10 protein-coding genes and 1 tRNA gene are annotated in these 11,593 nt (G+C 40.9%); 7 read left to right on the top strand and 4 right to left on the bottom strand.

What is annotated here, in order from left to right; all coding sequences use genetic code 11:
- Nucleotides 1-382: 382 nt before the first annotated feature.
- The 4 genes from I6E61_RS11500 to I6E61_RS11515 all read left to right on the top strand — a co-directional run bounded on the left by I6E61_RS11500 (nucleotide 383) and on the right by I6E61_RS11515 (nucleotide 5,100).
- Nucleotides 383-1,882, top strand: coding sequence for a SulP family inorganic anion transporter (locus I6E61_RS11500; protein ID WP_194197904.1), 1,500 nt, complete (start codon nucleotides 383-385; stop codon nucleotides 1,880-1,882).
- A 175-nt stretch (nucleotides 1,883-2,057) separates the two neighbouring features.
- Nucleotides 2,058-2,912 (top strand): universal stress protein, encoded by an 855-nt coding sequence (locus tag I6E61_RS11505; protein ID WP_197101967.1) that lies wholly within the window; start codon nucleotides 2,058-2,060, stop codon nucleotides 2,910-2,912.
- 480 nt (nucleotides 2,913-3,392) lie between these two features.
- Entirely contained in the window at nucleotides 3,393-3,731 is a 339-nt protein-coding gene (locus I6E61_RS11510) for a P-II family nitrogen regulator (RefSeq protein ID WP_010197981.1), read from the top strand.
- Nucleotides 3,732-3,837: 106 nt separating this feature from the next.
- Complete coding sequence (locus I6E61_RS11515; RefSeq protein ID WP_197134918.1) at nucleotides 3,838-5,100, top strand: ammonium transporter; 1,263 nt, start codon at nucleotides 3,838-3,840, stop codon at nucleotides 5,098-5,100.
- A gap of 482 nt (nucleotides 5,101-5,582) precedes the next feature.
- Here I6E61_RS11515 and I6E61_RS11520 read toward each other — a convergent pair whose 3' ends face one another.
- The 3 genes from I6E61_RS11520 to I6E61_RS11530 form a co-directional block, all read right to left on the bottom strand.
- Nucleotides 5,583-5,966, bottom strand: a complete 384-nt coding sequence (locus I6E61_RS11520) for a DUF2147 domain-containing protein (RefSeq protein ID WP_110923646.1) — start codon at nucleotides 5,964-5,966, stop codon at nucleotides 5,583-5,585.
- 258 nt (nucleotides 5,967-6,224) lie between these two features.
- A complete protein-coding gene (locus I6E61_RS11525; protein ID WP_194197901.1) occupies nucleotides 6,225-6,488 on the bottom strand; it encodes a hypothetical protein in 264 nt (87 codons plus the stop codon).
- 86 nt (nucleotides 6,489-6,574) lie between these two features.
- Complete coding sequence (locus tag I6E61_RS11530; RefSeq protein WP_227685854.1) at nucleotides 6,575-7,411, bottom strand: DNA/RNA non-specific endonuclease; 837 nt, start codon at nucleotides 7,409-7,411, stop codon at nucleotides 6,575-6,577.
- A 186-nt stretch (nucleotides 7,412-7,597) separates the two neighbouring features.
- Here I6E61_RS11530 and I6E61_RS11535 point away from each other — a divergent pair.
- The 3 genes from I6E61_RS11535 (at nucleotide 7,598) to I6E61_RS11545 (ending at nucleotide 10,161) form a co-directional block, all read left to right on the top strand.
- A tRNA-Ser gene (locus I6E61_RS11535) sits at nucleotides 7,598-7,688 on the top strand.
- A 456-nt stretch (nucleotides 7,689-8,144) separates the two neighbouring features.
- The gene (locus I6E61_RS11540) at nucleotides 8,145-9,299 is read left to right on the top strand and encodes a leucine-rich repeat domain-containing protein (RefSeq protein ID WP_197134921.1); all 1,155 of its coding nucleotides are present in this window, start codon (nucleotides 8,145-8,147) and stop codon (nucleotides 9,297-9,299) included.
- A 148-nt stretch (nucleotides 9,300-9,447) separates the two neighbouring features.
- A complete protein-coding gene (locus I6E61_RS11545; protein WP_197134923.1) occupies nucleotides 9,448-10,161 on the top strand; it encodes a hypothetical protein in 714 nt (237 codons plus the stop codon).
- Nucleotides 10,162-10,469: 308 nt separating this feature from the next.
- Here I6E61_RS11545 and I6E61_RS11550 read toward each other — a convergent pair whose 3' ends face one another.
- Nucleotides 10,470-11,534, bottom strand: coding sequence for a hypothetical protein (locus I6E61_RS11550; protein WP_197134924.1), 1,065 nt, complete (start codon nucleotides 11,532-11,534; stop codon nucleotides 10,470-10,472).
- Between the last annotated feature and the right edge of the window lie 59 nt (nucleotides 11,535-11,593).

The raw sequence follows: 11,593 nt of genomic DNA on the forward strand, positions 1-11,593 counted from the left end.
TTAACAGAGATTAGTGTTGCGGTCATGCTCTATCAAGCGACAATGTTTGTTTGACAGATTATTTACCACCCTCTACCGCACAAAGTCATTACTGACTCTATTCATTATTGTAGGTGCTATTTTACGCAACCTATTTTAAACAATATTTTTTAGGTAATCTCACTGAATTTATCATCGTATTAGTGATTGGTGAGCGTATTAGTGATACCAATCATAAATCAGTAGACATACTTATTATCGACCTTTAATAATTCAATGCCACCACATGATGCAATGCGTGTCGTGGTAAAAGAAAGATGGATAGCTACTTTTGTAGCGACGCGATCATTTTATTAATGAGTAATGATTACTTTTTTTGCCTCTAACCCTATGCAGTTTACTTATGACATCTTTTATTGATAACTTACGTGACGAGTGGTTTTCCAACGTTCGCGGTGACGTCTTATCAGGTTTGGTCGTCGCACTGGCACTGATTCCTGAAGCTATTGCTTTTTCTATTATCGCGGGTGTTGACCCAAAAGTCGGCTTATATGCCTCATTTTGTATCGCTGTCGTGATTAGTTTCGTTGGTGGTCGTCCGGGTATGATTTCGGCGGCGACAGGAGCCATGGCCCTAGTGATGGTTGATTTAGTCGCCGATCATGGTTTGCAATACTTACTGGCCGCTACCTTATTATGTGGTGGTATTCAGGTTGTGATGGGCTTATTAAAGCTAGGCAACTTGATGCGCTTTGTCTCTCGTTCAGTAGTCATTGGCTTCGTCAATGCACTGGCTATATTGATATTTGCAGCTCAGATTCCTGAGCTTAATCCCATGACTGAACGCGTTGGCATGACTGTTTATATCATGACGGCGGCCGGCTTAGCGATTATTTACCTGTTTCCGCTTATCCCTAAGATTGGGCGTGTGATTCCCTCACCACTTATTTGTATCGTTGGCTTAACGGCTGTTGCGATGTATATGAATCTCGATATTCGTAACGTCGGCAGTATGGGCGATTTACCAGACTCATTACCGATGTTTTTATTACCTGACATTCCATTGAATCTACAAACCCTACTGATTATTGCGCCTTACTCTATCGCGCTAGCCATTGTCGGTTTATTAGAATCTATGATGACAGCGACTATCGTTGATGAATTGACTGATACGCCAAGTGATAAGAATAAAGAATGCCGTGGTCAAGGTATTGCCAACGTTGTATCTGGTTTCTTTGGTGGCATGGCAGGCTGTGCGATGATTGGTCAGTCGATGATTAACGTCAAATCTGGCGGGCGCACGCGTTTGTCTACTTTGATGGCAGGTGTTGTCCTACTCATCATGGTTGTATTCTTAAGTGAATGGGTCAGCCAAATTCCGATGGCGGCATTGGTTGCTGTCATGATTATGGTGTCTATTGGGACGTTTAATTGGCAGTCTATTCGCGAGTTTAAAACGCATCCAATGTCATTTAACATTGTCATGCTAGCGACTGTTTTGACGACGGTATTTACGCATAACTTAGCGTATGGTGTGGGCGTGGGTGTTCTACTATCTGCTCTAGCATTTGCCAATAAGATTGGTCAGTTCTTAACCATCTTTAGTGAGTATGATGATAGCAGCAACACTCGCTATTATTATGTGCAAGGGCAAGTATTCTTTGCATCTACCACACAATTCTTAGGTAGCTTCGATACAAAAGAAGCACTAGATAGCATTGAAATCGATGTCAGCCAAGCACATTTCTGGGACGTCAGTGCCGTAGATACCTTGGACAAGTTGGTCATGCGCTTGCAACGTGAAGGTATTGATGTCAAAGTGGTTGGACTCAACAATGCAAGTCGAACACTGATTGATCGCTTCTCTGTCCATGATCGCCGAGATATTGGCCTATTGGATTAAGCAAAGCTGCGTCTGCATGCTAAATGCTGGCGTTACTTGATAGCGTATAAATAGACAATTGAATAAATAGTTTAATACACAGCTGCAGTGGTTGAGAGGATTGGGTATCAGCATTACCGTCCAATTCTTGAACCAAGCAGCTGTATTTTTATTATTAGAATGATGTGGTGGTCTTATGAGTAATTTAAAACCAGATAGCGTAATCGCCTGCTTGGACTGCCCTGATCATGTGCAAGCAGTGTTAGAGGCCAGCATGTGGGCCTCGACTCGCCTACAAGCGCCTATCGGACTGTTGCACTCTGTACCGAGCTTACAACAAAAAGCAGCGGTGAATTATTCTGGCTGTTTGAACATCGATGATGAAAACATGCTGCTCGAGCAATTCACAACCAAAGAGCATTTGAGTAATTGTGAGCTAAAGTCGCAAGGCAAGCTATTGCTACATCAAGCCACAACCTATTGTGAGCAGCAGCGCAAAAAGCTGAAGACATATACCTTGCATCGGCACGAAAACCTCAATGAAAGTATCGATTATGTCGATGATAAGGCGCAACTCATCATCATAGGCCATAATGTTACCTGCAAAGCAACATTGAGCCAGCTGGTTAGAGTCAGTCACTGCCCCATTTTGGTGACTCATGCACCATTTTTGCCCCCTACGACTGCGCTATTTGCGTTTGATAACAGTCCAACGTCGCATAAATTGCTCAATTGGCTCTGCAAAACATCGCTTGTACGTGCATTAACTGTGCATATTGTCATGATCGGCAAAGAAAACTCAGAAAACTGTGATGCCCTACGTGAGGCTTATGCGCGTCTCAAACAAGCAGGTATTAAATCTAAAAAAGCATTGCTAGACTGCCGTGATGTCACAGCTGCTCTACATTATTATCAGAATGAAAATGATATCGGACTGCTAATGACAGGTGCCTTTGGTCAATCTCGTATACGTACGCTATTACAAGGTAGCGATACCAAAAAACTCCTAGGCAGTACTAAAACGCCTTATCTTCTATTCCCTAAAGCGTAGACTCAAGCTAGCCTATAGCCCTTTATATGTCTATTATTACCTTATTGGATGCAGAGCATGAGTACTAATACCAGGCTCTGCGCCTATCTCTGCTATATATCAACATGCTCTCTAATGCTTTTCCCCAATCTAGCTCTCAATGCATTTCTACACATTAAATCAATTTAGCAAATCATCACATGAAATACATGGATAGCCTCCCCAAGCACCTAAAAAGTTGGTTATAATAAAGTTTTCGTTGATTTAACGCTAAAGGTTTATACAGGTTATTTATGCCCATAGTGACAGTGCTTACCGTGGTAGCATAGTCATTACTCTTTGCCTTGAATGTGAGTTTTTTGAGCACAAAGTTCCAATTTTACCTATTCCCCTTGAGTAAATTGGCACAGTTCTTGAATAACTTATGATAAGCAAGGCAGAGATACGATGTACCACAATGCCTCTATCAATCTGCAGCATCACACAAATAAGGAATATTTTATGAAGCTAATCACTGCGATCTTAAAACCGTTTAAGCTCGATGATGTACGTGAAGCGCTTTCTGACATCGGTGTTAAAGGTGTCACCGTTACTGAAGTTAAAGGTTTCGGTCGTCAAAAAGGTCATACAGAGCTCTATCGCGGCGCAGAATACGTGGTGGACTTTTTACCTAAGGTAAAAGTTGAAGTGGCTGTGATTGACGAGATGGTCGAACCTGCTATCGAAGCCATCACTCGTATCGCTAGCACTGGCAAGATTGGTGACGGCAAAATTTTCGTCACTGCTCTTGAGCAAGTTATTCGTATCCGTACGGGTGAAACTGGTCCTGACGCTATCTAGATTTGAGGCCATATCTATAAGCATAGATTTATAGATACAGGCTCTTACAGCATTCTTATCTATCGGTCATACCGATATCTATATTGTAAATTCAAGGGGAATTTAAATGGAAAGTCAAATCTTTGAGCTCCAGTATGCGCTCGATACGTTTTACTTTTTGATCTGTGGGGCGTTGGTCATGTGGATGGCAGCCGGCTTCACTATGCTCGAGGCCGGACTGGTCCGATCAAAAAATACGGTCGAAATCTTAACTAAGAATGTCGCGCTATTTGCAACGGCCAGTATCATGTACATGGTATGCGGCTACGCTATTATGTATGGTGGCGATCTGTTTTTAAGCGGAATTGCAGGCGGTGACACCTTAGTAGAAGACGCATTAGCAGCCTCTGCCGAAAATGGCTTTGGTGGCGACTCCGTCTACTCTGCAGCCTCAGACTTTTTCTTCCAAGTAGTCTTTGTAGCGACCTGTATGTCAATCGTTTCAGGTGCAGTTGCTGAACGTATGAAACTATGGTCTTTCTTATTATTTGCTGTCGTCATGACTGGTGTTATTTATCCACTAGAAGGTAGTTGGACGTGGGGCGGCAATGATGTATTTGGCATGTTCAACTTAGGTGACATGGGCTTCTCTGATTTTGCAGGTTCTGGTATCGTCCATATGGCAGGTGCTGCAGCTGCATTGGCAGGTGTACTACTGTTAGGTGCACGTAAAGGTAAATATGGTCCTAATGGCGAGATACGTGCCATTCCAGGTGCTAATCTACCATTAGCAGCACTTGGTACACTAATCTTGTGGATGGGTTGGTTCGGCTTTAACGGCGGTTCAGTACTCAAGCTTGGCGATATCGCCAGTGCAAACTCAGTTGCGATGGTCTTTTTAAATACTAATGCAGCAGCAGCAGGCGGTGCAATTGGTGCTTTAATAATAGCACGCATCATCTTTGGCAAAGCTGACTTAACGATGCTCTTAAATGGTGCACTTGCAGGGCTAGTCGCTATCACAGCAGAACCCTCTACTCCATCTGCATTACAAGCCACATTGTTTGGTGTAATCGCTGGCGTTATCGTTGTGCTATCTATCTTAGCATTAGATAAAATAAAAATAGATGATCCAGTCGGTGCTATCTCAGTTCATGGCGTAGTTGGTCTGTTTGGTCTGCTTATTGTACCAATTACCAATCCAGCGGCATCGTTCGTCGGTCAGATTGCTGGTGCGGCTACCATCTTTGTTTGGGTATTCGTTGCTAGCTTAATCGCTTGGGCAATTATTAAAGCAGTTATCGGCCTACGTATCTCTGAAGAAGATGAGTATGAAGGTGCAGATATAGCAGAATGTGGTATGGAAGCTTATCCTGAGTTCGTGAGATAAATACTTTGAAATCATACTAAAATATAAGCCCTAAAAATCCCGCGATACCTTTTGGTAGAGCGGGATTTTTTTGATCAAAATTAGGGTGTGTCCTCATTTCAAAAATGATGGTAAAAATGAGATAAGTTGCAGTCAAACGAGGAAAATAGTGCAGGTAATATCGAGATATTAGTTAACTATTTGACGCTGTTTGGCAAGATTTAACCATTTTTAACCCATTTAGATTACCATCGATTGAATTGAGGACATGCCCTAGTATCGTTTGGGCAATTATTAAAGCCGTTATTGACCTACGTCTCTCTGAAGATGAGTACGAAGGTGCAGATATAGCAGAATGTGGTATGGGAGCTTATCCCTAGTTCGTGAGATAAATACTTTGAAATCATACTAAAACATAGGCATTAAAAATCCCGCGATACCTTTCGGTAGAGCGGGATTTTTTTGATCAAAATGAACATCGATAAAAGAAAAACTATATTAGATTACTTCTTTTTCCATGTTTGACTGCGAGAAAATGGACCGATATAACCTTTTAGGTTTAGGGTGCTACCATTTAGGCTGGCAGTCATACGATAATCTTTACCCTTCTCAGGATCCGTAATCGTACCACCGCTATATTTACCACCACCGTCAGCTTTTAGACCTTTGATGACTTTCATACCAACGTGCTTTTTACCTGTTGCTGAGTTAGTAGCGATAAGTGTCCCAGTTAGCACACCATTTGACTCAGTGATTTTTACTGTGCCTTTTGGTTTACCTTCATCAAATGTCTGCCAAGTTGTATTGGCGAGCGGATCAGCGGCAAATGCCATAGTGGCTAGACTGATACCTGCAACTGCTAAAGCGGTTTTTGTAAATAATTTCATAAATTGACTCCCTTCATACAATGATTACTCGAAACATTATGTTTCTGATATTCCATGCTTATCCGTTGCTAGAATACTTTCTTACAAGCTTGACGATCTCATACTAATTGAAAGCCGATTACTACCATTGCTTATCAGCCTCTTCAAAGCTTTGAGTGATATAAGCAATGTCTTAATTCATTATAAGCAATTTTCGGACTTTGCCTAGTAGTTTTTTACACTTTATTATTTCTGTAAAAACAAAACTATATCAAAGAGTTATAGAAAAGGATTATCTATATCTTTGCCCAATTGGTCATCCTTTTCTTTTGACTTACCTTCATTCTTACTATAGGTGTCATCAACTTCAAAAGCTTGGATAATTTTAGTGGTTAGTGCATGTAGCTGCTGGGCTTGCTCATATCCAGATGCATCTAAAGTCAGATCAAGATCGCCATAAATAATGATTTTGTCTTCTTGATTTTCAATGACAAGCTCACCTATCTGCATACTTTGGTGGTTATTGGCAAAAGGTTCAATCATTTGGTCATCCATCCTATTAATAACATCTTATATTATTTCCAAATATCATTACTTTCAATTATATGCCTATTTTTACATATAAATCTCTATGCTTGCAGCTGACCCAATAGCCACTCAATAATCGCCCAAACAAATAGCATCCAAGTAGGCTCTTCTGTTGGTGCATCAGGTATGTTCGAGCTTTCGCCCGCTTTTAAGGGCAAGTCAAATGCTTGTTTTTTGGTTTGAGAGTCCAGCATTGGTAAGACGTCGATACCAGTTTCGGCAGCCAACTCATCAATACTGATGACTTCTATACGCTCTGACTCATCGTTTGGTGCGTAGTATACCCCTGCTTGATTGGTCGCTGGAATATAGACAGCTTTGAAGAAATGACTGGGTACGAGCACACGGTCAGCGAGCTGCTTGGTTTTTTTATTCGTAAATGAAACCCCTGTAATCGTATAGACTTCGCCATACTGCTGAGTCAGATAACGAGTCGCCGATTCAATGTTGCGCCAAATATAACGATTATTGCGGGGTGACTGTGGCGCAATATTGGCCAAACTGAAGCTGTCATATTGCTGGCTGCGATTGGCCATATCTGCATTGGGTGCTAAATGTCCGCGATCATAGCCAGAACCTGAATAGTCTGATAATGAAGCACGTGCTGAGTCTGGAAGCTTGCTTTCCTCGTGGAAACTGTCTTCACGATCAATCTCTTTGGCTTGCTGTAAGCGCTTGCGGTCTAGGTGTTCTGCCGACCATAGCGGTGTACGCGATACACCTGAGTACATGACGGCAAAACCATCCATACATAGCGCTTGTGTCTTGTTACTTAGTTTGTCATTGGTAAATTCAGGGTAGACACCACCATAAAAAGACTCACTACACTGGGTAAAATCATCAGCGTGCGCTGAGGTTATGCTTACTACAACTGTCATAATAGTCATTATGATGCTGTTCTTGAGATTGTATTTGAGCCTACCAACACTTATCATTCAGTCTTCTACCGTCTTTGCTTATTGTTACGTATACGCTATCCTAGCAGGCGTCTGCAAATAAAGAAAGATAAGGCGTAAGTGGTGACATTTTAAATGGTATCCGCTATACTGAGCCAGTCAAAAAACGGTGAAGTGGGTGAGTGGCTGAAACCGCACGCCTGGAAAGTGTGTATGCGTTAATAGCGTATCGAGGGTTCGAATCCCTCCTTCACCGCCAATCTTATTCTGCTTAATCCAAGCATCAGCTTTCCTATCTTGTTCTACCTTCTTATATATCCCTTGCTTCCTTTAGTAGTAGGACTTTCTGTCTATACTTATTACCTTCTGCTGTCTGCAATATTCCTATCCAACTCTATTTACTTCTATGCATCCTACGTATGATGTTAGTTTATTTGCAGTGGTTAACTAATCAAACTAAAATCAACAATATAATGACCTTTTTCTTGCCAAGAACGTCGCAACTAAAAAAGTGACGCACCATACAGAATGAGTAGGACAACTATCTACGATATATTAGTTAAAAAACCTAAATGCTATGACGCCACCTTTCCTATTCAGGTCAAGCTATCAAAAGACCTATGGCATGGGTAGATAGTAAGATTGTAGAGTGGTTAAATGATATGATTTAGTTGAAACAACATATCAACGTGCTCTATTAAGGTTGGGAAACTTTATGCCTCAAAATTCTAATGATACTGATCAAAAATCAAATGAATCTTATGCTCTTACAGAGCTTGACATAAGTAGCAATGCACTCAATTCAGTAATAGCAGCGTGTAAGGTAACCACTAACAGTTTCTGGATGCAGAAAATATGGGATTGGGCAGATAGTTTTGACATCAATGATGATGCTATATCTCGTGATAAAGAAGCTTTGCTAGCATTAAAAAGCATCGTTTTGGAAGCTCAAATTTTTACCGAACTACCTGAAAGTATCGGACAGCTTAAGAATTTAGATCGGCTTGTTCTTAATTATAATAGTCTTAGAGAGTTACCTGAGAGCCTTGGAAAACTTCTCAACTTAATTCAACTTGATCTTAATGGCAACAATCTCAAAGAACTGCCTGAAAGTATTGGACAGCTTAGTCACTTAACTCAACTTGGTCTCACTGGCAACAATCTCAAAGAACTACCTGAAAGTATTGGACAGCTTAGTCACTTAGCTCAACTGACGCTTGGTAGTAATACCCTTAATGAATTACCTGAGAGCATCGGGCAGCTTCATAATTTGACTTATCTTTCTCTTTTTGACAATAATCTCAGCTCTTTACCCACCAGCATTGGACAGCTTAATAACCTAATTTATTTATTTCTTGCTAATAACCATTTGAGCGCATTACCTAAGAGTATTTGTCAGCTTAGCAACTTGGTGACACTGACGCTTAGTGGCAATAAAATCAGTGTATTACCCGAAAGCTTTGGTGAGCTTAACAACCTAACTCAACTGACTCTCAGTCATAACAACCTTAATGAATTACCTACTAACATTGGACAGCTTGATCGTTTAGAGATACTGAATCTTGATAACAATAACCTCAGTGAGCTACCTGAAAGTATCGGACAGCTTGGCAACTTGACTAAACTGGTGCTTAGTGACAATAAGCTCAGCGAACTACCTACAAGTATCGAACAACTTAAGCATTTGGAGATACTTGATCTTTCCAATAATAGTTTTACTGAATTACCTGAGAGTATCGGGCATATATGTCACTTAAAAACGTTATATATTGAAGGCAATAACATTCAGAAACTGCCTGAAAGTATTAAGCATAATAGCAAATTGCATATTTATGACGATAACGACCTATTAGGTAAGGCGCACTACTAAATAGATAATTTTTCCGAAGATGATTAAAAATATAAACCGAAGTCCTATTTGAAGACTGCCATACGTAGCAGATGTCATTACCCAAAAATTGAATTATAGTAGCTATTTATAGTATTAAATTGAATTGAACCAACTAAAGGACTAAATCATGAAAACACTAGGATTGTGTATCATAGCAGGGCTAGGTTTAAGCGCTTGTGCTAGTGGTATGAGCAATGGAACGATGGGCAATAATCAAAATAATAATACTGATAAAATTGTCACGCAATACCCCATTGAGACTGCGATGCTCAACATCTATACCAAACAACGTAGTGAAAAATTGGTTGCTATTGTAGGCAATCAAAGTGCCTCAGCGGACATTCAAATCACGCCTAAGGGCAGCTTTCAATTCAATAATAAAGCGGTGCAAGGTGCCGAAGTAAATACTATCAATAAAGTGAATAATCGAATTACTGATCAGTCAGTCGCTATCAATTACTTCACCCTGAATCCACTAGTGTTTCATGGCTTCACGGATAGCACGGGCAAATACTCACTATCAAACCAGACAACCATCATTCCTAAAATGGCTACAGTCGGCGACTCAAATAAGTTGATTACTGAAACCGTCTATGCTGATAGCAGTATGCGTAAAAAAATAGGGTCGTATGAGCAAGACTGGGCTCTTACGCGAGACACCAATAATACGGCATGGCTCTGTATAGAAAACTCAAAAAACTTATTACTGAGCTCTGATCCTATAGGAACTTCATCCGAATGCTACAAAATCAATGCTAAAGGCGATATCTTAGCGAGCAAGGTGACACTAAGTCAGCCATCTACGAATGGCACTAAGACGGTGGTATTTACCAGTCAGTAGTTTATGCGCATATCGTTGTATATAGAGTACGCATTGGATACTCATACAAATAGCGAGGTTTTTTCTAACGTATGACCTATTTTTAGGTTATATATAGTCGGTTCAATATGATTTGGATACAAGGAAGCCGAGTGAAAGCACTACAAGTAGTAGGCTAAGCGAGACTGACACCGTACCCAATTTATAGAGGATTGACTAGAGCAAGCCAACGATATACTTGGCTTGCTCCATTTTTCTAAAATAATTCCCGCCAACCTAAATATGTGTGTTGTCAGCTCGTTTGGAACAACACCAATACTTTTCAGGTTTTATGATCCATTTACTGTGTAGCGTACGATAACTTCATTATCGAGTACTACATTGGTTGACCAAATGAATTCAGCATCTGCTTTTTCATTATCAAAAATATCTATGAAATTGGTATAAGCTGATTTGTTGTCTACCCCAATGGTTTGATTACTATAGGTGGTAGCGTTCGGCCAACTAGAGTCATCAAAGTCTGCTTGTTGCCAGTTGGTAGGCAATTCCCAGTGCAAGCCATAATCTGCCGAACCATCTTGCACATTAGCTGTGGTAACACAATTACTAGACAGTCGCTCGCTACCTGACTCACTAACACAGGACAAGTCTCTAATCGGTGCGGTATAAAAAGTTTGTGCTTTCCAGGTTTCATCAGTCTTGGCGATGATGCTATTGTATTTATCTTTGATCACAGCGACTAGACCACCATCTCCTGCATGAAATTCTGAGCCATTATTACTCTCTGAACCAACACCTAAGTTTTCTTCCCAATCTACCAAATGCATAGCAACGGTAAACGGTGCTTTTGCTTTGAAACGTACAATGTTTGAATTGAACTGAGTAAACGGTACATTGTCACGCCCGACGGCTACGCCATTGACGTACATCTCAAAGTAATTATCTGCAAAGACATAAGCGGTATACACCTCACCATCTGCGTCTACTTCAATGATGTCCGAACCATCAAGTTGAGCTAAAGCTTCACTTGCGGTGCGATAGTCGTTGCCCGTACAAGGGTTGTTTAAGTCAGACGCCACTGGGAAATCTGTATTGAGCAAATTGGTTGCTGCTGGTACTGTCCACGATTTACCATCAGTTGACTGGATACTGCCGATGTTGGTTTGACGACCGCGGTCACATTCATAGGCATTTGTCACGTCAGTCTGAGCAACACCTTGAGTTAAGCTAGCGGTGCCAGTATAGCTGCTGGCATCTGCACTGCTATTTACTGATGCTGTCGTTTGCTCATTGGCATCGGTGGCCGCTGAGTCTATCTGAGTTTGGCTACACGCCGCCAGCAATACAGCAGATACTGTCGTGGTTAGCAAAGCAGGTATTAAAATAGGTTTCATTAGGATTCCTTAGCATTATATAAGATGGTTTTTGAAATCAGCTTATTATTTCTATAACT

It is taken from the genome of Psychrobacter sp. NZS113 (genome assembly GCF_015864825.1).
Taxonomy (GTDB): domain Bacteria; phylum Pseudomonadota; class Gammaproteobacteria; order Pseudomonadales; family Moraxellaceae; genus Psychrobacter.

Bases quoted from the DNA above. Each gene is read 5' to 3' on its own strand.
- I6E61_RS11500 (WP_194197904.1), top strand. From the start codon at position 383: ATGACATCTTTTATTGATAACTTACGTGACGAGTGGTTTTCCAACGTT.
- I6E61_RS11505 (WP_197101967.1), top strand. From the start codon at position 2,058: ATGAGTAATTTAAAACCAGATAGCGTAATCGCCTGCTTGGACTGCCCT.
- I6E61_RS11510 (WP_010197981.1), top strand. From the start codon at position 3,393: ATGAAGCTAATCACTGCGATCTTAAAACCGTTTAAGCTCGATGATGTA.
- I6E61_RS11515 (WP_197134918.1), top strand. From the start codon at position 3,838: ATGGAAAGTCAAATCTTTGAGCTCCAGTATGCGCTCGATACGTTTTAC.
- I6E61_RS11520 (WP_110923646.1), bottom strand. From the start codon at position 5,966: ATGAAATTATTTACAAAAACCGCTTTAGCAGTTGCAGGTATCAGTCTA.
- I6E61_RS11525 (WP_194197901.1), bottom strand. From the start codon at position 6,488: ATGATTGAACCTTTTGCCAATAACCACCAAAGTATGCAGATAGGTGAG.
- I6E61_RS11530 (WP_227685854.1), bottom strand. From the start codon at position 7,411: ATGACAGTTGTAGTAAGCATAACCTCAGCGCACGCTGATGATTTTACC.
- I6E61_RS11540 (WP_197134921.1), top strand. From the start codon at position 8,145: ATGCCTCAAAATTCTAATGATACTGATCAAAAATCAAATGAATCTTAT.
- I6E61_RS11545 (WP_197134923.1), top strand. From the start codon at position 9,448: ATGAAAACACTAGGATTGTGTATCATAGCAGGGCTAGGTTTAAGCGCT.
- I6E61_RS11550 (WP_197134924.1), bottom strand. From the start codon at position 11,534: ATGAAACCTATTTTAATACCTGCTTTGCTAACCACGACAGTATCTGCT.